The sequence below is a fragment of the uncultured Nitratireductor sp. genome (assembly GCF_913053745.1).
GTDB lineage: Bacteria > Pseudomonadota > Alphaproteobacteria > Rhizobiales > Rhizobiaceae > Nitratireductor.
The window spans coordinates 1-22,900 of the sequence record NZ_CAJXGF010000072.1 but is presented as its reverse complement, the minus strand read 5'-3'; the positions used below and the strand labels follow the sequence as shown (position 1 = coordinate 22,900).

General features: G+C 62.2%; 21 protein-coding genes. 8 read left to right on the top strand and 13 right to left on the bottom strand.

Going from position 1 to position 22,900, the window contains the following annotated elements:
• Window positions 1-469: 469 nt before the first annotated feature.
• A complete protein-coding gene (locus tag QZ638_RS13065) occupies window positions 470-676 on the bottom strand; it encodes a DUF1674 domain-containing protein (RefSeq protein ID WP_295811083.1) in 207 nt (68 codons plus the stop codon).
• 120 nt (window positions 677-796) lie between these two features.
• On the opposite strand from QZ638_RS13065, the gene htpX reads away from it, so the two are divergent.
• The 3 genes from htpX (at window position 797) to QZ638_RS13050 (ending at window position 5,046) form a co-directional block, all read left to right on the top strand.
• Entirely contained in the window at window positions 797-1,822 is a 1,026-nt protein-coding gene (gene htpX / locus QZ638_RS13060; protein ID WP_295811081.1) for a zinc metalloprotease HtpX, read from the top strand.
• The gene (locus QZ638_RS13055) at window positions 1,813-3,216 is read left to right on the top strand and encodes an RsmB/NOP family class I SAM-dependent RNA methyltransferase (RefSeq protein ID WP_295811078.1); all 1,404 of its coding nucleotides are present in this window, start codon (window positions 1,813-1,815) and stop codon (window positions 3,214-3,216) included. Before htpX ends, QZ638_RS13055 begins: the two co-directional genes overlap by 10 nt.
• A gap of 105 nt (window positions 3,217-3,321) precedes the next feature.
• On the top strand, window positions 3,322-5,046 hold the full coding sequence (locus QZ638_RS13050) for a heparinase II/III family protein (protein ID WP_295811076.1): 1,725 nt from the start codon (window positions 3,322-3,324) through the stop codon (window positions 5,044-5,046).
• A 2-nt stretch (window positions 5,047-5,048) separates the two neighbouring features.
• Here QZ638_RS13050 and QZ638_RS13045 read toward each other — a convergent pair whose 3' ends face one another.
• Entirely contained in the window at window positions 5,049-6,068 is a 1,020-nt protein-coding gene (locus QZ638_RS13045) for a hypothetical protein (RefSeq protein ID WP_295811074.1), read from the bottom strand.
• A gap of 180 nt (window positions 6,069-6,248) precedes the next feature.
• On the opposite strand from QZ638_RS13045, the gene QZ638_RS13040 reads away from it, so the two are divergent.
• On the top strand, window positions 6,249-7,241 hold the full coding sequence (locus tag QZ638_RS13040; protein WP_295811071.1) for an AraC family transcriptional regulator: 993 nt from the start codon (window positions 6,249-6,251) through the stop codon (window positions 7,239-7,241).
• On the opposite strand, the gene QZ638_RS13035 is transcribed toward QZ638_RS13040, so the two are convergent.
• The 5 genes from QZ638_RS13035 to QZ638_RS13015 form a co-directional block, all read right to left on the bottom strand.
• The gene (locus QZ638_RS13035) at window positions 7,232-7,855 is read right to left on the bottom strand and encodes a LysE family transporter (protein WP_295811068.1); all 624 of its coding nucleotides are present in this window, start codon (window positions 7,853-7,855) and stop codon (window positions 7,232-7,234) included. The genes QZ638_RS13040 and QZ638_RS13035 overlap by 10 nt on opposite strands.
• 2 nt (window positions 7,856-7,857) lie before the next feature.
• The gene (locus QZ638_RS13030; protein ID WP_295811065.1) at window positions 7,858-8,310 is read right to left on the bottom strand and encodes an Lrp/AsnC family transcriptional regulator; all 453 of its coding nucleotides are present in this window, start codon (window positions 8,308-8,310) and stop codon (window positions 7,858-7,860) included.
• A gap of 198 nt (window positions 8,311-8,508) precedes the next feature.
• Window positions 8,509-9,375: a sigma-70 family RNA polymerase sigma factor gene (locus tag QZ638_RS13025; protein WP_295811062.1), complete on the bottom strand. Its 867-nt coding sequence runs from the start codon at window positions 9,373-9,375 to the stop codon at window positions 8,509-8,511.
• 17 nt (window positions 9,376-9,392) lie between these two features.
• Window positions 9,393-9,725, bottom strand: coding sequence for an antibiotic biosynthesis monooxygenase family protein (locus QZ638_RS13020; protein ID WP_295811059.1), 333 nt, complete (start codon window positions 9,723-9,725; stop codon window positions 9,393-9,395).
• 82 nt (window positions 9,726-9,807) lie between these two features.
• Entirely contained in the window at window positions 9,808-10,233 is a 426-nt protein-coding gene (locus QZ638_RS13015; RefSeq protein WP_295811056.1) for a GNAT family N-acetyltransferase, read from the bottom strand.
• Window positions 10,234-10,375: 142 nt separating this feature from the next.
• Between QZ638_RS13015 and purH the strand changes: the two genes are divergently transcribed.
• Entirely contained in the window at window positions 10,376-11,992 is a 1,617-nt protein-coding gene (gene purH, locus QZ638_RS13010; protein ID WP_295811054.1) for a bifunctional phosphoribosylaminoimidazolecarboxamide formyltransferase/IMP cyclohydrolase, read from the top strand.
• Window positions 11,993-12,014: 22 nt separating this feature from the next.
• On the opposite strand, the gene QZ638_RS13005 is transcribed toward purH, so the two are convergent.
• Both QZ638_RS13005 and QZ638_RS13000 read right to left on the bottom strand, forming a co-directional pair.
• Window positions 12,015-13,358, bottom strand: a complete 1,344-nt coding sequence (locus tag QZ638_RS13005) for an MFS transporter (RefSeq protein ID WP_295811088.1) — start codon at window positions 13,356-13,358, stop codon at window positions 12,015-12,017.
• Between the two features lie 85 nt (window positions 13,359-13,443).
• Entirely contained in the window at window positions 13,444-18,228 is a 4,785-nt protein-coding gene (locus tag QZ638_RS13000; RefSeq protein WP_295811051.1) for an NAD-glutamate dehydrogenase, read from the bottom strand.
• A gap of 124 nt (window positions 18,229-18,352) precedes the next feature.
• Here QZ638_RS13000 and QZ638_RS12995 point away from each other — a divergent pair, with 124 nt between their 5' ends.
• The gene (locus tag QZ638_RS12995; protein WP_295811048.1) at window positions 18,353-18,934 is read left to right on the top strand and encodes a peroxidase-related enzyme; all 582 of its coding nucleotides are present in this window, start codon (window positions 18,353-18,355) and stop codon (window positions 18,932-18,934) included.
• An 18-nt stretch (window positions 18,935-18,952) separates the two neighbouring features.
• Here the strand turns inward: QZ638_RS12995 and QZ638_RS12990 are convergent, their stop codons facing one another.
• Window positions 18,953-19,501, bottom strand: coding sequence for a L,D-transpeptidase family protein (locus tag QZ638_RS12990; protein ID WP_295811047.1), 549 nt, complete (start codon window positions 19,499-19,501; stop codon window positions 18,953-18,955).
• A 156-nt stretch (window positions 19,502-19,657) separates the two neighbouring features.
• On the opposite strand from QZ638_RS12990, the gene QZ638_RS12985 reads away from it, so the two are divergent.
• Window positions 19,658-20,341: a response regulator transcription factor gene (locus QZ638_RS12985; protein WP_295811046.1), complete on the top strand. Its 684-nt coding sequence runs from the start codon at window positions 19,658-19,660 to the stop codon at window positions 20,339-20,341.
• Window positions 20,342-20,396: 55 nt separating this feature from the next.
• Window positions 20,397-20,852 (top strand): cyclic nucleotide-binding domain-containing protein, encoded by a 456-nt coding sequence (locus tag QZ638_RS12980; RefSeq protein WP_295811045.1) that lies wholly within the window; start codon window positions 20,397-20,399, stop codon window positions 20,850-20,852.
• Window positions 20,853-20,918: 66 nt separating this feature from the next.
• On the opposite strand, the gene xth is transcribed toward QZ638_RS12980, so the two are convergent.
• The 3 genes from xth to QZ638_RS12965 all read right to left on the bottom strand — a co-directional run.
• Window positions 20,919-21,728, bottom strand: coding sequence for an exodeoxyribonuclease III (gene xth, locus QZ638_RS12975; protein WP_295811042.1), 810 nt, complete (start codon window positions 21,726-21,728; stop codon window positions 20,919-20,921).
• A gap of 135 nt (window positions 21,729-21,863) precedes the next feature.
• Window positions 21,864-22,448: an outer membrane lipoprotein carrier protein LolA gene (locus QZ638_RS12970; protein WP_295811086.1), complete on the bottom strand. Its 585-nt coding sequence runs from the start codon at window positions 22,446-22,448 to the stop codon at window positions 21,864-21,866.
• 158 nt (window positions 22,449-22,606) lie between these two features.
• Window positions 22,607-22,900 (bottom strand): DNA translocase FtsK (locus tag QZ638_RS12965; RefSeq protein ID WP_295811040.1); only part of this gene is annotated, 294 nt, incomplete at its 5' end.

Below are 22,900 nucleotides of genomic sequence, written 5' to 3'. Positions count from 1 at the left end.
AAGATCGCCGAGGCCGATTACGGCGCGCTGGGCGACACGTCGACGCTCGCCGATCCCGCCGTGGTCGACGACCTGGTCGAGAACCGCCAGAACAAGAAGGGCTGACGCAACCGCGCGGGAACCGAAATGCCGCGTGCGTTTGAGCGACGCTTTGGCACCCCCTTGCAAGAACGGTCGATCGCCTCCACATTGGGGTTGTCGTCAACGAACTGAAAGGGGGTGATCCAATGTCGAGTGATTTCCGTTCAAACGTGGTCTCGATGGATTGCCTTCGCGGGGAGCAGTCTTCCCGCTGAAGCGCATGAAACGCGGATGGCCTGCATTGGCAGACCAACCATGACCGCGTGCGAATTCGAAAACACGGGGCCGTTCCTTCGGGAACGGCCTTTTGTTTTGGGAGCTGGTTCAGCATAAACCGGTCTCTTCGAAGCAACCGGCCAACCGCGTCGGCAATCGGTTCCGGCGTGAATCAGAAATCCGTGGCGATGCCCTTCACTTCCCAGTCGCCATAACGCGCCGGGTCATGGCCGCCCCGCCCGCCAAGCTCCTTTGGCGCTTTCGCAGCTTGAGCCTCGTAAGCCTCCCGGCGCGCCTCGGCCTCGGCCAGAGCGCGTTTGGCTGCCGGCGAGAGAGCCCTTGCCGACGCATCTTCTTTTCTGTCCGTCTCGTCTTTCACCGCAACTTCCTCTCGAAAACGGGATTATTGAATACACGACGCACGTTCCCCATCATATAAACGATTGGCGACGCGGTCGAAAATGCCTCGCATTGCCTGATTCTGGAGCTTGAGACGACCATGAACACGATACGCACCGCGATGCTCCTGGCCTTGATGACCGCCCTTTTCATGGGCGTGGGCTATCTGATCGGGGGCGCTGGCGGCATGATGATCGCTTTCCTGATCGCCGCCGGTATGAATCTGTTCAGCTACTGGAACGCCGACAAAATGGTGCTCAGAATGCATCATGCCGTCGAAGTCGATGAGCGCAACGCGCCCGAATATTACGGCATAGTCCGTGATCTCGCGGCCCGCGCCGAACTGCCCATGCCGCGCGTCTACCTTATACGGAATGATCAGCCCAACGCCTTCGCCACCGGCCGCAACCCGCAAAATGCGGCGGTCGCGGCCACCACCGGCCTGCTGGACCGGTTGAGCTACGAGGAGGTGGCTGGCGTGATGGCGCACGAACTTGCACACGTGCAGCACCGCGACACGCTGACCATGACGATCACGGCGACGCTGGCGGGCGCGATATCCATGCTCGGCAATTTCGCCTTCTTCTTCGGCGGCAATCGCAACAACAATCCGCTCGGCTTCGTCGGCATTCTGGTTGCGATGATCGTCGCCCCGTTGGCCGCCATGATGGTGCAGATGGCCATCAGCCGCACACGCGAATACTCGGCCGATCGGCGCGGCGCCGAAATCTGCGGCAATCCACTTTGGCTCGCCTCCGCGCTTGACAAGATCGCGCGCCGGGCAAAGGAGGTGGTCAACCAGGATGCCGAGCGCAATCCCGCGACCGCGCACATGTTCATCATCAATCCGCTGTCGGGCGAACGCATGGATAACCTGTTTTCCACCCACCCCGACACGAACAACCGTATCGCGGCCCTTCAGGCCATGGCCGGAGAGATGCGCGCGGCGCCTGCGCAGCCAGCGGCGCCGCAAGACGACCCCGTTCCGGAAGATGGCACGAACCACGGCCCATGGGGTGCGCGTCCCGACAAATCCTCGAGCCGACACCCTGAAAAGCCTGAGCCCGGGACGTCCGGACAACGCTGGGGCCGGGATGCCGACGGGTCGAAAGGCCCGTGGTCGTGAACCGCCCGACGGCGCGCCGCTCGTCCCGCGGGAAACCGCCCAAAAAGAATCAACCCATCAGCAGCACACAATCCGAAAAGCCGGGGCTCGAAACGCGCCGCGTGGCGACAAAGCTGCTCGCCGCCGTTGTGGATGCAAGCGCCTCGCTCGACGGTCTCACCGACCCGGCTCACGGTCAGCCGAATTTCCGCGCGCTCGATGCACGCGACCGGTCGCTGGTGCGCGCCATCCTCATGAGCGCGCTGCGGCATCGCAGCACCGTCGAGGCCCTGCTCGCGCGCCGCCTGGAGCGGCCCTTGCCGGCCAATGCCCGCGCGCTCTCGCACGCGCTGCACGTGGCTGCGGCACAGATCCTGTTTCTCGACGTCCCCGACAGCGCCGCCGTCGACCTCGCCGTTACCCAGGCCAAGAGCGATCCGCGCCTCGCACGCTTTGCCGGCCTCGTCAACGGCGTGCTGCGCAACCTGATCCGCGTGAAGGCACGCGCGCTTCCAGCCGCCCTCGCTCAAACGCGCGAAGCGGCCGACTGGTTCGCCGAACGTCTGGAAACGGCCTATGGCGTAGAAAAAGCCGCCACCATTCTCGCCATGCATCGCCTTGAACCGCCGGTGGACTTCACCGTGAAGGAAGACCCGCAGCGCTGGGCCGAAGCTCTGGGCGGCATCGTTTTACCCACGGGTACGGTGCGGATCGCCCGGCTCGAGGCCGGTGTCGACACGCTTCCGGGCTTCGAGGAGGGCGAATGGTGGGTACAGGACACCGCTGCCAGCCTGCCCGCGAAGCTGCTCGGCGACATCGCCGGCGCACGCGTGGCGGATCTCTGCGCCGCCCCCGGTGGCAAGACGGCACAACTCATCCACGCCGGCGCAAACGTCACCGCCGTCGATTTGTCGAAGAGCCGTTTGAAACGGCTTGCAGAGAATCTCAAGCGACTTCGCCTCGACGCGCAGATCGTCGAATCCGACATCCGCAAATTCCAACCGGACATTCCCTTCGATGCAGTCCTCATCGACGCGCCCTGTTCGTCCACCGGAACGGTGCGCCGCCATCCCGACGTGCCATGGACCAAGTCGCGCGCGGACATCGAGAAACTTGCCGCCCTGCAACGGGCGCTGCTCGATCACGCGGTCACGCTCGTCAAGCCCGGCGGACGGGTCGTTTTTTCCAACTGCTCCCTCGACCCAGCCGAAGGCGAGGCGATGCTCGAGACCTTCCTGGCCGAAACGCCCGAGGTGTCGCTCGATCCCGTTCGATCCGACGAGTTGCCCGGTATCGCCGCGTTCGTTACGCCGGAGGGGTTCATGCGCACCACGCCCGCCGACAGCCTCGCCGAAGCGCCGCTGGCGCAAGGGCTCGACGGTTTTTTTGCCGCGCGGCTCGTTCGCCGGCGTTAGGCAGGACCTGCCATCTGTGCGTGCTGGAATATTTCAACTTCGCACAAATCCTTGAATCATTTAGACTCTCGCCTGATTTGGGGCGATGGAAAGAGAAGTCGGTCGTTGGATCAAGCACGGGGACATTCCCCCCACGAGCTGTGGGGCCTTGTTGCGCGGCAAGCGTGGGCGCGCCTGCGGCGACGCTTGCGCGCGGGGCCGTCCTATCGCTGGCGTTATTCCGGACGCACACCCGAACGCGTGCTGATCGCCCCACCGGACCTGCGCATCGCCGACCCACAGGTGGCGCGGGACATCTATCACGGGCAGTTTTTACTGGCCGGTCAACTTGTCGAGACGCGCGGCCAGTCACCGTTTCGCATTCCCGTGAGCGATCGCTCCTGGCAGGACGCGCTGCACAGCTTCCGCTGGCTGCGCCACATGCGCGCGGCCCAGAGCGATCTCGCATCGGCCAACGCCCGCGCGCTGGTTGAAGAATGGATCGCGCTATACGGCAAGCGCGTTTCCGGTCTGCCATGGGAGCCCGGCACCACTGCCAGGCGGCTCATCGCCTGGCTTCAACATTCCTCGGTCGTGCTGCAGGGGGCGGAGCTGCCCTTTTACCGCCAGTTCCTAAAAATGCTCGCCGTTCAGATGCGCTATTTGCGCACCAATGCCCGCGAAATGCCCGATGGCGAGGACAGGCTGCGTGCCCGGATCGCGCTGGCGTTCTGTGCCCTGTCGCTGCCAGCGCCGGCCACTGCGGTCAAGGCAGCCAGCCGCAATCTCGCACAGGAACTGGAGCGGCAGATTCTCGCCGATGGCGGCCACGTCTCCCGCAATCCGCGTACCATCATGGAACTCCTGGCGGATCTACTGCCCCTCCGGCAGACCTATACCAACCAGGCCGAGCAGCCCCCGCAAGCATTGATCGACGCCGTCGAGCGCATGCTGCCGGCACTGCGTTTCTTCCGCCACCGCGACGGTTCCATCGCCCGCTTCAACGGCATGGGCATCACCCAGCACGACAGCGTCGCCGCGATCCTGCGCTACGACGACACAGGCGGTGCACCGCTCCTGCACGCGCCGCATTCGGGCTACGAGCGTTTGGCGCTCGGCGCAACGACGGTGATCGCCGACACGGCCCCGCCGCCATCGCCGGATCTGTCCCACTTCGCCCATGCGGGCTGCCTGTCCTTCGAAATGTCGTCGGGCCGGCATCAGTTCGTGGTCAACAGCGGCATCGACAATTACGGCGACGACAGCTATCGCCCGCTCGCCCGCACCACGGCGGCCCATTCGACGATAACGCTGAACGACACATCGCAGGCGCGCTTCAGTCTCTCCTCGCAATGGAGCGAACTGATCGGCACGCCGCTTATCGGCGGCCCCCGCAAGGTCGAATGCCATCGCGACGACGGCAACGGTATCCATCGCTTCATTGCCAGCCACAACGGCTACGTCTCACGCTTCGGCCTGGTTCACGAACGCGCCCTTTCTCTTTCGCAAGACGGCGCGTGTCTGGAGGGCGTCGACCGGATCTGCCGACCGGACGGCTCTCCCTCGACCGCGGTCGGCGACGATGCCGTGGCGGTACGCTTTCATATCCACCCCGATATCGACATTTACCGCGATCCCGAAGGCCGTCACATCCTGGCTGGCGAAGCCACCGATACCTGGCTCTTAACTGTCGAGGACATCGTCCCCGTGGTGGAAGAATCGATCTTCTTCGCCGGTCTCGGCGGTCCCCGCAAGAGCCGGCAGATCGTACTTTACACCACGGCTTCCGAAAATCCGGAGATCCGCTGGCAGTTGCGCAAGACGCACGCCATCAACGGCAACGGAGCCTGACTTTAAAGGCCCGCAAACGCCGCGATCTCATCAACGATGGCTTGATGAACCGCCGCCCGGTCGGTCCCTTCGGGATCGTCGCACACCGGATCGTCCTTCTCCTCCGCCAGCATCGCTGCTCCCTCCGGCTTGCACGCCGCCAGAAAGGTGAAGTGATGCGCCGGGGCGATGGTCTTCAGCACCGCCGAGGGCAGCTTCCCGGCAAGATTACTCCCTTCCAGTCCCACATCCGCAGCCTTGAACAGACGGGTCTCACCCAGATTGATGAGCAAGACCGGCATCTCCATCCCGGCGATACTGTCCGGCGTAGCCGCATAGGTCATGCCCGGATCGATGGCGATGGCCCGCCCGATGCGGGCATCGCGCGTATCCGCACCAAAGCCCTGCGGCAGCGCATCCAGATCGACCCCACCCTTGGCAAGGAACACGCAATCAGCCCCGGCATCGCCCATCCGCCTGCAATAGTCGGCATAAGCGTTGCGGTCGAAACGCAACCCAGCCAGATTCAGTGCTGTCGCCCCGCCCAGCGAAAAGCCCAGCGATGCGATACGCGACCGGTCCACACTCCCGGAAAAGGCAGGTTCGTCGAGCAGCGTATCGAGCGCGGCCGTCAGATCTGCTGCCCGCTCATCGAGCAGCACCGAGCGGCGAGGAGAGGAATCACCCGACGTGCTGCCGGGGTGATTGACCGCCAACACCATCGCTCCGCGCAGGGCAAGCGCGGAGGAAAGCCAGGAGATGGCGTCCATATTGCCGCCCGAACCATGAGACAGCACGAAGAGCGGAAAGCGCCCCTCAGCCACCGCCGCGCCAACATAGGCGGAGGCGCCCTGAAACACGGCGTTGTCACCCACCAGCCCGCGATAGGTCGGCGTACCTGCAGGATACCACAGCGAAGCCGCCAAAACCGACGGGCGGTGATCCGCTTTTACGGTCAGTCGGTCATAGCCGGCATGCGGTTCGGCCATGGCAGCGCCCGTCAGGCCCGTGCCGATGAGAAGCGCGGAAAACAGTTTTTTCATATTCGTCATCCTTCCATCTGGATGACGCCAATCTGCGCGGCCAGTGCATACCGTGCGTCCTAAAATCGGTTTCAGGTCGCGTAAGACCGGATTTCGCACCATGGACTTCGGCGGATGTTGCCACCGGCTGGTGGCGATGCCACAACCCGAACCCTTGCAGGAAACAAGCAGGCACCGCCAATGCTGGTTCTTCCCATTCCAATGATCGTCGCGCTCGTTCTCGGCGCAATCCTCATCCGAATCGCCATATCCGGAGAACGACCGGCACTTCTCATTGCCCTGCTTGCCGCCTGTGCTGGGCAAAGCCTCATCGTCTCACTGCGCCAGCATTATGGTATCGACGCGCTTCTGCCCCTTCAGCCCATCACAGCCACTTTCACACCGCCACTCACCTGGCTCGCTTTCCAGACAGCATCCTTCCGCCCGCTCTCACTGCCACGCGATCTGGCGCACCTCGCCGCTCCGGCTTTTGCCGCATTCTGCGTCGTCTTCGCACCCGAAACGCTGGACACGGTGGTGCCGGCAGTCTTCATTCTCTACGGGGTCGCGATTCTGGTGAAGCTTCGCCGCAGCCGCAGCGACCTGCCTCTGGCGAGGTTGGAGGCCGGCCGCCTGCCGGCCCGTCTCTGGGGCGGCATCGGACTCGCGCTCATCCTTTCGGCCATCAGCGACACGCTCATTGCGCTTGCCTTCATGACAGGCCGGGCATGGCTGCCGCCGCTCATCGTCAGCGTCTTCTCGTCAGCCGCACTGCTCGCCATCGGGCTCCTGAGCGTCTCGCCCAATGCCATGGGCGAGGTGGAACCGGAAACCCCGGCGCGCGACCCGCACCCCAGCGAAGAACACGCCCACCTCGTCCAGCGGCTCGACACACTGCTTCAGGCCGAAACGCTCTTTCTCGATCCCACCCTCACGCTTGCCCGGCTCGCCCGACGGCTGCATGTGCCAGTCAAGCAGCTCTCTTCAGCCATCAATCTGGTAAGCGGTGAAAACGTCTCGCGCCACATCAACGCATACCGTATCCGCCACGCATGCAGCGCGCTTGAGGATGGCGCGAACGTCACCGACGCCATGCTCTCAAGCGGGTTCAATACCAAGTCGAATTTCAACCGCGAGTTCCTCCGCGTCACCGGAAAAACACCGCGCGAGTGGAAAACCGCAGATCACAGATGACCGCGCAGCACCGATCCGATCGCGAACAGGGCAAACGCCAATAAGATGACGCCGGAGATGCGCGACACCCAGAGCGAAAGACCTTCCGGCAGCCCTTTGCACACCAGTGCCACCCCACCACTCAGGATGAACCACCACAGAAGCGAGCCGAGAAACACACCGGTCACCACCACCAGTGCATCGGCTGGACGCGGAGAACCGGCCAGTCCAAGGCCGGCGAACATTGCCGCGAAGGTCAGAATGGTCATCGGGTTGGCGATCGTCAGGAAAAAGGTAGCAGTGGCCGTTCCGATGAGGTCGCCGGCGCGCGCATCTGACTCAGTTCGCATCGGCGCCGGCGAGAGGCTCTTCCAGCCGAGCCAAGCCAGAAATGCCCCGCCGACAAGCCTAAGGGGCTCATCCACCACCGCCAATGCCGCCGCAAAAGCGGCAAACCCGATCGCCGCCAGCGCCGCATAAACGGCGTCGGCGAAGGCCGTGCCCAGTCCGCCGGCAAGCCCGGCCCACAGGCCCCGCTCCAGCGTCCGGTTCACGCAAAGGGCACCGATCGGCCCAAGAGGCGCTGCCACGGCCAGCCCAAGCAACAGGCTTTTGCCGAACAGAGGCACGTCCATGGTCAACCCTTTTCCACCGGCGCGAAGGACCCTGGCTCCACTGTCGACAATGCGACGACAGACTCGCTGCGCGCCAGGAAACCGTGCTTCTTCATGTCTTCCAGAACACTTTCGACGTCGGCAAGCTCCGGCACGCGCGCCTTTATGAGATAGGACCATGGTCCCGTCACATGATGGCACTCCTCCACCGCTTTGTGGGCAGCCGCAAACGCGCGGAACGCTTCTTCGTCGACGTTTTGGACCAGCGATACCCAGATGAAAACCAGCACGGGGCAGCCGAGCGCCGCGGGATCCGCGTCCACGGTAAAACGCCGAATGACACCGCTCGCCGAAAGCCGGCGGATGCGCTCGTTAACCGCGGATGCGGAAAGCCCCACGACACCGCCTATATCGGCAAGCGAACGCCGGGCATCTTCGGCAAGAAGCGTCACGATTTTGTGGTCGATCTGATCCATAACAGGCTTTCCGCAAATTCAAGATCAGTAAATTTTGCAGAAAAACAAACAATAGTCAATAAATTTTGCGGGTAATTAGTAGAATAACCGCAAATTCATCAGACCCTTGTTAAAGCCAGCGCATGCCTCATTGCCACAGACAAGCACGGCTGTCGAGCGCGGGCATCGTTGCCGACAGCCATCCCACGCAAGACTTTGTCAATGAGACATCGAGCCTTGCAAATGGCGAAGCTTGTCGGGATTGCGCACCACGTAAATGGCGGCCACCAGGTCCCTCTCCACCAGAAGCGCCGTCGTTTGCAGAACGTTTCCGGCCTCTTTCGTGATGAAGCCCGGCAACCCGTTGATGAAACCGAAGCGCAGCAGCCTGGACCCATCGTCCCAGAAGGAGGTGGCAAGCCTCTCGTGAAGACGGATAACGGCTTCACGGCCGCAAATCGGCGTCGCAGACGCTGGAATGCGCCCGCCACCATCGGCGCTGGCGACAACGTCCGCCGCCAAGAGCGCCTGCAGGCGTTGCATATCGCCACCGCGCGAGGCCTCGAAGAACGCCTCCGCGATCTCCAGCCCGCGTTCCCGGGAGACGGGAAAGCGCGGACGCGCTGACCTGATATGCGCGCGCGCCCGGCTTGCCAACTGCCTGCAAGCGCCTGTCTCGCGACCTATGGCGCCCGAGACTTCGTCGAATCCGAGGCCGAACACATCGTGCAAAAGAAATGCGGCCCGTTCCAATGGAGAAAGGCGCTCCAGAGCGATCATCAGAGGCAGCGTGACGTCGTCCACCTCGTCCGCCGGTTCTATGAAGGGTTCCGGCAGCCAGGGTCCGCAATACACCTCACGTCGCTGCCGCGCCGACTTCAGCCTGTCGAGGCACAAACGCGTAACGATGCGGGATAGAAACGCTTCCGGCGAGCGCACGGTCACCCTGTCCGTTTTCATCCAGCGCAAAAAGGCATCCTGCACCACATCTTCCGCATCGGCGATCGAACCGAGCATGCGGTAAGCGATGCGCATCAGGCGCGGACGAAGCGGATCGAAAAGAGCAGCCGGGCTTTCCCTCGCCATCCAGTCTTCCTTCACCGTTACCCGCGATGCACTGCGTTCACCTTGTAGAGAGCCGGCGAAACCGACTTGGCGACTGCCGCGAAGCGTTTCATCTGCGCCTGGGCATCGTTGTTCTTCAACATCGCTTCAAAGTCTTCCTGGGTGGCCCATTGTGCGTAGTTGATCACTTTCGAGCCATCGAGACTGCTGTGAATGTTGACGGAAACGAACCCCTTGCAGTGACGCATTTGCGTGTCCGTCGCGTCCGACAACAGCGCCACGAGCTCGGCCTGCTTCTCGGGTTCCACTTCGTAAACGTTGATGAGCGTCACGCCACCGTTCTCGGGATCGATCGTCGAGCTTCTGGTCATTGTCTTTCTCCGTTGCCATTGCGTCTACGAGCTCAAGACGAGGCAGACGGATTAAACGTGACATGAAAGCCGATTTATAGTCTCAACGGTTCCGGCGGAACCAGAAGGCATGATCGACCCGACCCATGCCGATGCGCTCGTAGAATCCCACCGCCTCGGGCACCGAGGCGAGCATCAGAGCCACTTCCGGACCGATCTGCCGGCGGGTTTCATCGATCAAGCCCTGGCCGACACCCAGCCCCTGCGCTTCCGATGAGACGGCGAGATCGGAAAGATATGCGCACCATGAGAAGTCGGTCACCGAGCGGGCCACGCCGACGAGCGGTGTTCCATTCACATTGCGCCGCGCCGTCACCACCAAGCCTGCGCCGGCGATCATGCGGCGAAGCCGTGCCTCATCGTCAACGGGGCGGATCGCGCCCAGGCCGGATTCGCGCAAGACCCGACCGAATTCGGCGGCATCGAGCTCCGGTTCACAAGCATAAAGAACTTCAGGTTTCTCGGTCATGACGCGCAGCAATGCCGTTTTGCCCCGACAATGCAACCCGTTTCGGCGGCAAAAGCGCCGTGCGGCCTCCGGTGCGCTTGATTTGCATTCCGCCTGCCGGTACGTCCCCAGCATCCATTCCCACAGCCGGAGCCGCCGCCTCATGTCCGTTGCCGCCAAGAACGTCCCCGCACCCGATCTCGTTCCCGTCCGCCGTGCTCTCCTGTCGGTGTCGGACAAGAGCGGCATTGTCGATTTTGCCCGCGCGCTTTCGGGCCGCAATATCGAGATCGTTTCCACAGGCGGCACATCGAAGACGTTGTCGGGCGAAGGAATCGCGGTGCGCGACGTTTCGGAGCTGACCGGCTTTCCCGAGATCATGGACGGACGGGTAAAGACGCTGCATCCAGGCGTCCATGGCGGTCTGTTGGGGATCCGCGACGATGCAGACCATGCCGCTGCAATGAAGGAGCACGACATAGCCGCCATCGACCTTTTGGTCATCAATCTCTACCCGTTCGAAGAGGTGCGTTTCGGCGGCGGCGACTATCCAACCACGGTTGAGAACATCGACATCGGCGGCCCGGCGATGCTACGCGCGGCCTCCAAGAATCACGCCTATGTGGCCGTGGTCACCGAATCGGCCGACTATGCCCGGATTCTCGAGGCCCTGGATGAAAACGACGGTTGCCTGCCATATCGTCTGCGCCAGGAACTGGCAGCCAAGGCCTTCGCCCGCACCGCGGCCTATGACGCCGCCATATCCGGCTGGTTCGCCGAGGCGCTCGCGGTCGACGCACCGGACTTCCGCGCCGTCGGCGGCAGGCTCAAGGAAGTGATGCGCTATGGCGAGAACCCGCATCAGAAAGCTGGGTTCTATGCCACTGGAGAAAACCGCCCCGGCGTTGCCAGTGCGACCCAGCTTCAGGGCAAACAGCTTTCCTACAACAACATCAACGACACGGACGCGGCTTTCGAACTGGTTTGCGAATTCGCACCCGAGCGCTCCGCCGCAGTCGCCATCATCAAGCACGCCAACCCCTGCGGCGTGGCCCAGGGGACAACCCTGCGCGAGGCCTATGAAAAGGCGCTCGCCTGCGATCCGGTTTCCGCCTTTGGCGGCATCGTGGCGCTCAACCGCCCGCTCGACGCGGAAGCGGCCACCGAGATCGTCAAGATATTCACCGAGGTCATCATCGCGCCCGAGGCGAGCGAAGAGGCCCGCGCCATCGTCGCCGCAAAGAAGAACCTGCGCCTGCTCGTCACCGGCGGACTTGCCGACCCGCGTGCACCGGGCCTCGCCGTCAGAACCGTGGCCGGCGGGCTGCTCGTCCAGTCGCGCGACAACGGCGTGGTCGACGATCTCGATCTCAAGATCGTGACCAAGCGCGCGCCAAGCGAAAAGGAAATGGCGGATCTCGTCTTCGCCTTCCGCGTCGCCAAGCATGTGAAGTCGAATGCTATCGTCTATGTGCGCGACGGCGCAACGGTGGGGGTTGGCGCCGGCCAGATGAGCCGTGTCGATTCCGCCCGCATCGCCGCCCGCAAGGCGGAAGATGCGGCAGATGCAGCCGGCGATGCCGAGCCGCTGACCAAAGGATCGGTCGTCGCCTCCGACGCCTTCTTCCCCTTTGCCGACGGGCTTCTGTCCGCCGTCGAGGCCGGTGCCACCGCCGTCATACAGCCCGGCGGTTCGATGCGCGACGATGAAGTTATCGCCGCCGCCGACGAACACGGCATCGCCATGGTCATGACCGGCATGCGCCACTTCCGGCATTGATGTTCAAAACCGTATTGAAGGATCAGGAGCCAACCGCCTCCTGATGCCGGCTCTTCACAAAGGGCAGGAGCACCAGTCCGATGAGAAAGAGGACAAGGATCGGCGTCACGCCGAGCCGCTGCGCATCTTCGATGGACAGGTCGAAAGCCTCCGAGGCAAAAAAGCCGGTGGCGATCGCGATGGCGAACGGCCCGATAAAGGTCGTCGCCTTGCCTGAAAGCGCGTAGAGCCCGAAGGCTTCCGTCACCCGCTCGCGCGACACCTGATCCACCAGGAGCGTGCGCGACGCCGCCTGGATCGCCCCGCCCGCAGCACCGATGAAAGCCCCTGCCACGAAGAAGGCGATGTCCGGCAGGCTGCTTGCGCCAGCCCCGCTGATCGGCATGAAAAGAAGCTCGTCGCGTGTGGTTGAAATCACCAGCAGCGCGCTCAAAGTCAGCACGACGATCGACACGCTGACCACCGTCTTCGGCCCGAACCGCTTGTCCATCCGCCCACCGAGCCACGCACCCAGCGCACCTGTGACATTGGCAAGAATGCCGAACAGACCGATCTGGGTGATCGACCAGGAAAGCACGCCCGCCGCATAAATGCCGCCGAATGCATAAAGCGCGTTGAGCGCGTCGCGATAGAACATGGACGACAGCAGAAAGCTGAAATAGCTGCGCTCGCCCGGCAGCCGTTTCAGCGTGCCGCCCAATCGCCCGAGCCCTTCGCGGATCGCCCCCGTCGCCGCCTTGCGCCGCGGCACGTCAGGCGTGAACAGGAACATCGGCAGCACGAAAAACGCATACCATAACGCCGTCAGCGGTCCCGCCGCCCGGTCGCCCTCGCGCGCCGCAGCATCGAGGCCGAAGATCGGTTCCAGCCCGAGAAGCGTGCGCCCGGTGTCCGGCTGTGCCGCCATGAAGCCGAGCACGAGAACCAGCGACAGAAGCCCGCCGAGATAGCCAAGTCCCCAAGCGGAACCGGAAAGCCGGCCGAGCTCGGAGCGTGGCACCAGATCCGGCATCATCGCATTGTTGAAGACGGCGGCGAACTCCATGCCGAAAACGGCCAGCGCCACGCCCATCAGAACCAGGGCCACATGGCCCCCGCCCGGCGTGGCGAACCACAGCGAGGCGCAGGCCAGAACGCCGATCACCGAAAACACGAATATCCAGGGCTTGCGCGGCCCCGTCGCATCGGCAATGGCGCCCAGAACCGGCGAAGAAAGCGCGATGGCCAGACCACCGATGCCCGTGGCCAGACCCCACAATTCCTGTCCGCGCGCCGCATCGGGTGCAACGGCGGAGGCGAAATAGGGCGCGAAGACAAACGTGATGATGAGCGTGTGAAAGGGTTGCTGCGCCCAGTCGAACAGCATCCAGCCCAAGATGCCGCGGCGGGGCACGCTCCTGTGCTCCGACGGCGGCGTGTTCAACGCCGCGCCGCCCGGCGCCCCGGTTGCGTCAGACACTCAAGTCGCTCATAAGGCCGGAGGCGACGGTGAGACGCGAAACGCTGATCTCGCCACCCTCCACCAGCGACTGCAGCCGTTCGCGCACACGCACCACATGCTCGCCACCGGCCTCCACCCATTTCTCGGCCGGGTCGTCCTCCTTGGCGTATTCGGTCAGCGCGGCGATGATCATGCCGCGCCGGGCAGCGCTGATCATGTCGGTCGCGCGGAACAGTGCCAATCCGTCGTAATAGTCCGAAGGCACGATGGTGTGCGCCGCATCCTCGATCCGCCCGATCCGGAACGCTTCGGTAACGCCGAAGAACGCCTTGGCGGCCTTTTCCAGCGGCGCGCCCGCCCTTACGGCCACCAGTTCGATGTCCGGCACCATCTCCGCAACGCCGAGGAAGGCAAGCCGCTTGGCAAGGTCCTCCGGCGCGCCCAGCGCCGCAAGCTGCGTGCGCCGGTTTTCCATACGCTCTCGTATGAAAGCCGGCAGCATGGACAGGAGCTTCGGCTCCAGCGCCTTGCGCGCCGCCCTGAGCCGGTCGATGCGCTCGCCGACGGTCTCTTTCTCGCTGTCGTTCTTGAGCTGCCAGGAGGTCGCCGCATAGATCAGCCGCCAGACGATCTGGTAGAGCTCGAGTTGCGCCATTCCATCGATCTTGTTGTCCAGCGCATCGATGGCCTTGTAGATCTTGCGCAACTCGAAACCCTCGCGCACCACCGCGAAAGCGGCGACGATGTCGGCCGCGGGCCGGCCCGTCAGATCCTGCAGGCGGGTTACAAAGCTCGGGCCGCCACGGTTGATCACGTCGTTGGCCAGTTCCGTGGCAACGATCTCGCGCTTCAGCCGGTGTCCGCGAATCTCTTTTTCGTATTTCTTCACCATTCGGCCGGGGAAATAGTCGAAAAGATCCGCTTCAAGATGCGGTGCATCCGGCACCTTGCTCGCCACGATCTCGTCGAACAGAACGATCTTGGCATAAGCAAGCAGCACCCCGACTTCCGCCCGGGTCAGCGGCTCTCCGCGGCTTTCCCGGTCTGCCAGTTCCTGTGGACCGGGGAGGAACTCGACCGTCCGGTCAAGCAGCCCACGCTGCTCGAGCAGGGTCATCATACGGGCCTGATGTGCCATTTCAGGCATGCCGCGCTTCTGCACCTGCGAGATCGCCAGCGTCTGCTGATAATTGTTGGCCAGAACCAGGTCGGCCACCTCCTCCGTCATATCGGCGAGCAACTTGTTGCGCGCCGGCCTCTGCAGCCCGCCCGAGCGCATCGCCGCCGCCAGCGCAATCTTGATGTTGACCTCCACGTCCGAGGAGTTCACGCCGGCCGAGTTATCGATGGCGTCGGAGTTACAACGACCGCCCTTCAGGCCGAACTCGATGCGCGCAAGCTGCGTCATGCCCAGATTGGCGCCCTCGCCGATCACCTTGGCGCCCACCTCGCGGGCGGTGATGCGAATCGAGTCGTTGGACCGGTCGCCGACCTCCTGGTTCGTTTCGGAAGTCGAGCGCACATAGGTGCCGATTCCGCCAAACCACAAGAGGTCAGCCGGAGCCTTCAGGATCGCCATCATGATCTCGGTCGGCGAAGCTGTGGTCTTGCCGAGACCGATGGCCTCCGCCGCCTCCTTGCTCAACGCAATCGACTTTTGCGACCGCGAAACGACGATGCCGCCCTTGGAGAGCTTGCTCGTATCGTAGTCCTGCCAGCTCGAGCGTCCCATATCGAACAGACGCTTGCGCTCGGCATAGGAGACCGCCGGATCGGGATCCGGGTCGATAAAGATACCCCGGGGGTCGAAGGCCGCCACCACCTTGGGGCAGGTGGAGAGCAACATGCCGTTGCCGAAGACATCGCCCGACATGTCGCCAACACCCACCGCTGTGAAAGGCTCTGTCTGAATGTCGCGATTCATCTCGCGGAAATGCCGCTTGACCGCTTCCCAGGCGCCACGCGCGGTGATGCCCATCTTCTTGTGGTCGTATCCGGCGGAACCGCCCGAGGCGAACGCGTCGTCGAGCCAGAAATCGTGCGCCTGACTGATGCCATTGGCCGTATCGGAGAAGGTCGCGGTGCCCTTGTCGGCGGCGACGACGAAATACGGATCGTTCACGTCGTGCCGCACCACACCCTCCGGGGGCACCACCGTATCTCCGTCCAGATTGTCGGTCAGGGACAACAGGCTGGAGATAAAGTTTATATAGGCGGCGCGGCCGGTCTCGAACACCTCCTGTCGGCTGCCATTCTCCGGCAGACGACGCGGGTAGAAACCGCCCTTGGCGCCCACCGGCACGATAACCGCATTCTTCACCTGCTGCGCTTTCACCAGCCCCAGCACCTCCGTGCGATAGTCCTGCGCCCGGTCGGACCAGCGCAGACCGCCACGCGCCACCGGTCCGAACCGCAGGTGAACGCCCTCTACTTCCGGCCCATAGACGAAAATTTCGCGCCAGGGGCGCGGCTGTGGCAATCCGGTAATGGCGCGCGAGTCGAATTTCAGGGCCAGCGAACGAACGACCTCGTCCGATTTCGGTCGATAATGATTGGTGCGCAGGGTCGCTTCTATCAGGTTCAGGAAACGCCGGATGATCGTGTCGTCGTCGAGGTTAGGAACGGCATCGAGGTCCGTCTCGATCGCCGAGGTCAATGCCAGGACCTCATTCCGCGCTTCTTCCTTCTCCGCCTTCGCCGGATCGAAGCGCAGAACGAACAGTTCGAACAGCTTGCGCGCAATATGCGGATAGCGGTTCATCGTCGCCGCAATAAAATCCTGGCTTTGCGGAATGCTGGCCTGATGCAGGAAGCGGCTGTAGGCGCGCAAAATGGCGATCTCGTCGACGCGCAGACGAGCCGTCTGAGCCAGGGCGTTGAGCCGGTCGTTGTCGTGCTCGCGCCGCCATACCGACAGGAACAACTCCTCGAACAACGCACCCTCGTCGGAAAGGTCGATCGATCCGTCGAATGCGTTTTCCAGTTCCATGTCGTGAATGAAGATCTGCGGGCTGTCCTCGTCATCGGCATCGCCGATCTCGAACGTACGTTCACTGATCACCCGGAAACCCATATTCTCCAGAAGCGGTACGCGCTCGGTGAGCGGGACCGGTGTACCGTGGTGATAGATCTTCAGCGCCGCCTGTTTTCCGTCCTGGTCCTCATGGCGATGGAAATCAATCGCAATCGGGCTTTCGGCCGAAAGCCTGGCCATGCGTTCAGCATCGATCAAAGCCGTTTCGGCGGAAAAGCCGTTGCGATAACTCTCAGGGAACGCCGCCGCGACCCCGGCGAGCGCCCGGTCCGCTCCCGTTTCCTCCAACGCTTCCTGCAACGCGTCGTCCCAGGTGCGCACGATCTTGCGAATACCGGCTTCGAGCGTCTCTGTGTCAATGCGCGGGGTCTTGCCGCCGGAACGTCCGATGATGAAGTGGACGCGCGCCAGAGATCCCTCGGGAAAGGCCGGATAATAGGCCGAGACCCGCCCCTTGAAGACGGTTTTGAGGTATTGGCCGATTTCAATGCGGACCTGTGAATCGTAGCGATCGCGCGGCACGAACACGATCACCGAAACGAAACGGTCGAACTGGTCGATGCGGTATAGTGCGCGAACGCGTGGTCGTTCGCCCAGAGCCAGAATGGCCTCCGCATGTTTGCGCAGGATCTGCAGGCCTATCTGGAAAAGCTCGTCGCGTGGATAAGATTCCAGCACGTTGATCAGCGCCTTGCCCGAATGGTCGGTCGACGCAAAGCCGGATCTGGTAATCACCGCCTCGGCCTTCGAACGCAGATACGGGATCTTCATCACCGAACGTGTGTAAGCGGTCGAGGTGAAGAGACCGACAATGCGCAATTCGCCGGTCAGCTTGCCCTTATCGTCGAAGGTCTTGATTCCGATATAGTCCAGATAGGCGCGGCGGTGGACGACAGATTTCGCGTTCGCCTTGGTAACGATGAACGGATCGGGGCCATGCAGAAATGCGCGGATCTCCGGAGTCGTCGAGACCGCTTCCTTGCCGCGGCGCAGAACCAGGACATTCGGATCGGCCAGAATGCCGAGCCCCTTCTTGTTGGCGCGTTCCAGCGTGCCGTTTTCCTCTCCGCCCGAGTAACGGAACTCGCGCATGCCCAGAAAGGTGAAATTGTCATCGCGCAGCCATTCCAGAAACGCGATGGCTTCGGCCACCGCTTCCTTTTCGAGCGGCACCGGCGCATAGCGCAGTTCGGTGATTTCCTGATCCAGTCGCGCAAGCATGGGCTTCCAATCGACGACGGCCGCGCGCACCTGTTTCAGCGTGGCGTTGAGACGTGTCTCCAGCTCCCGGCTCTGCTCGTCGGAAAGCCTCGGCAAATGGACATGGATCAGGCTGATCTTGTCTTCGTCCGCACCGACTTTCGTGTTGGCGGCGTCGCCAACGATCTCTTCCACGCCCTTCTTGCCGTGCTTGACCACCAAAACCGGGTGCACCACCAGCATCGCTTCGACACCGAAATCGCTCAGCTCGCCCAGCACCGAATCGAAAAGGAACGGCATGTTGTCGTTGACCACGGTCAAAAGCGTGACCGCCCGTCCGAGGCGTTCGGTACCCGAGTCGTTGTCCACCCGGACCACGCTGGTTCCCGGTTTGTGAGCTTTGATCGCCGAAACCGCATCCTCTGCCGCGCGCACCAGCGCCGCCTCCTCGTAGGGGCGAAGATCCTCCGCAGGCGTACGCGCCTGAATGATCTCATGCAGGACCTTGCCTTTTGGTCCGCCCTTTTTCGCGGTCTTGGAGGTCTTTGCTTTGGCTACCATGCCGAAAATCCCTGTTGGTTGACCGAACTGGCCCATCGTATTCAGACAAAAGCGGTTTGACGACCCGTCATTCCACCGTGCACGCTGAATACAACTCTATTCCTATCGAAAGGGTGTCTGCATCATGACGAAACCGGTGACTGCGCTGCATTTTCCCCCGCTCGAGGGATTGAGCGAGGAAACGGAAGCCTATCTCGCGAAATGTCGCGAGAAACTGGGCCTCGTGCCGAATGTGCTGCTGGCTTATGCTTTCGACGAAACCAAGCTCGGTGCGTTCACACAGATGTACAACGACCTGATGCTCGGCGATTCGGGTCTCTCCAAACTCGAGCGCGAAATGATCGCCGTCGCGGTTTCCAGCGTGAATCATTGTTTTTATTGCCTGACCGCCCACGGCGCCGCCGTGCGCCAACTCTCCGGCGATCCGGTGCTGGGCGAGCTCATGGTCATGAACTATCGTGCCGCCGCGCTCGATCCGCGACAAAAGGCCATGCTGGATTTCGCCGTCAAACTCACCGAAAGCCCGGCGAAGATCGAAGAGGCCGACAGGCAGGCGCTGCGGGAGGTCGGCTTCTCCGAGCGCGACATATGGGACATCGCGGCCGTTGCCAGCTTTTTCAACATGTCGAATCGCATGGCCGCAGCCGTCGACATGCATCCCAATGCGGAATATCACGGCATGGCGCGGGAACCTGCCGCCGACTGACGGGCAGCTCCAAGCATGCTAGCGGTGCACCCTGATTCGGGTGCCGGGACCGATCAGCGGCAGAATGCGCGCCATGGCCAGCGGCGAGACAGCAATGCAGCCCTCGGTCGGTGGAAATCCGGGTTTGGCAATGTGAAAGAAAATGGCGCTGCCGCGATTGCGGATCGCGGGATGCATGTTCCAGTCGGACACCATGCAGACATCGTAGAGCCGATCCTGACGCTTCATGCGCTCATGACTCGCGAGATAGGGAAGCCGAACCGGACGATTGTAGTTGCGATCCCCGGATGCATCGCACCAGCCGTCACGCGCGTCGATCCGCGTCATCGAGAATCGGCATTCCGGTGGGCCGCCAGTCGCCTGATCTCCCCGGAAATAGCCATAAAGCAGACGCATCTCGCCGAGCGGCGTGGCACCGTCTCCTTCGCGCTTCAGCACCGTGGTGCCGCCCCGCCCCAGTGCGCATGGAAAGACCAATGACCCAACGCTTACCAGACCCTGCGTCGGCTTTCCCGGTCTGCGGCGCACATCGATCAGGCCAATCGTTTTGCCGGCTTTGTATTGCATTCTGGGAAAAATCCGTCTGCTGGTTTACGTTAAATTGATTGGAACAAATGTTCGCCACGGTCTTTTCGCACTGTCACGTTCCGCATAAAGCTGGAACGGTCAACACCGTAATTCCATTTGAACCAGCATTCTTTTTCCTGGATAGTGGATCGAACCATGACGTCACGCACCATCCTAATTGTCGATGATGATGAAGACCTGAGGGCGACGCTCGTCGAGCAATTGTCGCTCTATGAGGAATTCGACATCCTGCAGGAAGACACGGCCACGAAGGGCATTCAGTCCGCACGCAACGCGATCGTCGATCTTCTCATCATGGATGTCGGCCTGCCGGATATGGATGGTCGCGAGGCGGTCAAACTGTTGCGCAAGGGCGGCTATCGCGCGCCGATCATCATGCTCACCGCGCAGGACACCGATTCGGATACGATCCTGGGCCTTGAAGCCGGCGCCAACGATTACGTGACCAAACCGTTCCGCTTCGCGGTGCTTCTGGCTCGTATTCGCGCGCAACTTCGACAGCATGAGCAGAGCGAGGATGCCACCTTTGCGGTCGGACCCTACACGTTCAAGCCGTCGCAGAAACTTCTCATCGATGAGCGCGGCGGCAAAATCCGCCTGACGGAAAAGGAAGCCGCGATCATCAAGTATCTCTATCGCGCCGAGCAGAAAGTGGTGACCCGCGATGTGCTCCTGGAAGAAGTCTGGGGTTACAATTCAGGCGTCACCACCCATACGCTGGAGACCCATGTCTACCGCCTGCGGCAAAAGATCGAGCGCGATCCTTCCAAAGCTGAAATTCTTGTGACAGAAAGCGGTGGTTATAAGCTCGTTCCGTGAGACTGCCCCATGAGGGCGTTCGGGGATCGCCGGGAACGGGTCGGGGACGACGTCAATGGCGCTGGACGATGACATTCGCGTTCTGTCCGGCGTGGGTCTTTTTGAGGGATTCACGCGCGAGCAGTTGCGCCTCATGGCCTTCGGCGCCGAGAGCATGACGCTTTCCGCCGGACGGGATATTTTTGCCGAAGGCGCACCCGCGGACTGCGCCTTCATCGTGGCCTCCGGCAATGTCGTTCTGTTCACCGAACAAGGGGACCAGCGGCAGATTATCGAGAGATTAGGACCGGGCGAGATCATGGGCGAATTCGCACTGATCGCCGAAGGCCGGCGCATGACAAGCGCGATGGCGGAGAGCGAGACACGACTGATCCGCATCAGCCGTTCCACCTTCCACCGGATTCTCGAAGAATTTCCCGAAACCGCGATGCGTTTGCACAAGCGGATTGCGGAAAATCTGCAGGCGATGATCGGTCGCATGGAAAAAATCGCAGCGCGATTTATCGATTGATTCGTGCCAAAACGAGTCGTTTCGACGCCGTTTCAGCTCAAATTCCGGCAATTTCCAAAAAAGTTTTCAACCGAAATCGAAACCGGCGATGACCGGCACGTGATCTGACGGACGCTCCCACCCGCGCGCGTCGCGCAGAACCTCGATCCGGCTCAGGGCCGGCGAGAGATTGGGCGACGACCAGATATGATCCAGTCTGCGGCCACGGTTCGAAAGCGCCCAATCCCTCGCGCGATAACTCCACCAGGTGAAAATCTTCTCCTCCGGCGGAATCTTCTGGCGCATCAGGTCGATCCAGCCACCTTCCTTGCGCAATCTTTCCAGCCCCTCGGTTTCCACCGGGGTGTGGCTGACGACCTTCAAAAGCTGCTTGTGCGACCACACGTCGGTTTCGAGCGGCGCAATGTTGAGATCGCCGACGAGAATGGTGCCCGAATTTCCGTTTTCCTCAGCCCGCAACGCATGCATTTCAGCCAAAAAGTCGAGCTTGTGGCGGAATTTCGCATTAACCTCCGGATCCGGCTCGTCGCCACCGGCGGGAACGTAGAAATTGTGCAAGAGAATGGAACGACCGGCGGCAGCCTCGACGGAGACCGAGATGTGGCGACTGTCGCCCATGCGGCAGAACTCACGCTTCTCTACCAGCTTCAGCGGCCGGCGGGCGACGGTGGCGACACCGTGATAACCCTTTTGGCCATGGATCGCCATGTGCTCGTAACCGGCCTTGCGGAACGCAGCGGCGGGAAACTGGTCATCGGCGCACTTGGTCTCCTGCAGGCACAGCACGTCCGGGCTGTAGCACTCCAGAAACTGCTCGACCAGCGGCATGCGCAGCCGCACGGAGTTGATGTTCCAGGTGGCGATGGTGAAGGGCATGAGGACAGTCCGGGATTGATCGCTTGCGAGAAGCGCAAAACTGCCCGGAACCCGACCGGAAGACAAGCGCGGCAGCCCGGCGGAGACGAAAAGGCCGGGCTGTCCACAGCCCGGCCACACATCGGATCGTATGAATCAGCGCCCGTTGCGGCTCATTTCGTCGACACGGCGATAGTCGATCTTGAACACGCTCGGATCGAAGGTCACACCCTGCTGAACATTGAAGATCATGACGGTGGTGTCCTTGCCCTGCGCATCGGTGATGGTCCACTGGCGCAGATCGTAGGAATTGGAATCGAACATCATGGTGATGGTCGAACTGCCGAAAATCGACTTGTCGGCCATCTTGATCGTCGTCAGGTCGTCGTCCTCGCGGACGGTCTGGACGCGGTTGCCGGAAAGATCGATGCGCTCGTCCAGCAGCAGTTTGAGCGGCGTTTTCGACAGGGGATAGAGATCGGCTGTATTCAGCTTCTTGTTCATGATCACCACCGAACTGCCGTCGGAGGTGACGCGGAAGCCGGACGGCTCTTCATAGTCGAACCGGATCTTGCCCGGACGTTCGATGTAGAACTTGCCGCCGGTCTGCTCGCCGCGCGGTCCGAACTGCACGAACTCGCCCGTCATGGTGCGGACACTGGAAAAATGCGCCGCGATCTGCTCGGCGCTCTGGGCGGCGTGAGCGGCAACGGGCGCAACGCAAAACACGGCCAATGCCATCGCTGCAACAAGCGTACGTCGTGCCAGAAAGTCGGTTACCCGAAAAATCATCGTGTTCGATCTCCACATTTGCCCTTCCGGATAACCGTCCAGTAGGGCCGAAATTTGGCTGCCCGATAACGGTTCGCCCCGACACAGGTTCCAGCGTTACGCCGCGATCACACCTCATCCTGCTCGGTCGGCACGAGAATTTCGCGCTTGCCGGCATGGTTGGCGGGACCGACGATGCCCTCTTCCTCCATGCGCTCGATGATCGACGCGGCGCGGTTGTAACCGATGCCAAGACGGCGCTGGATGTAGCTGGTGGAGGCCTTTCCGTCGCGCAACACCACGGCGACCGCCTGATCGTAAGGATCGTCGGACCCGCCGAGATTGCCGCCACCGGCACCGCCACCGGAAGAGCCGCCATCGTCTTCCCCGTCATCCTCCGTGACCGCGTCGAGATAGTCGGG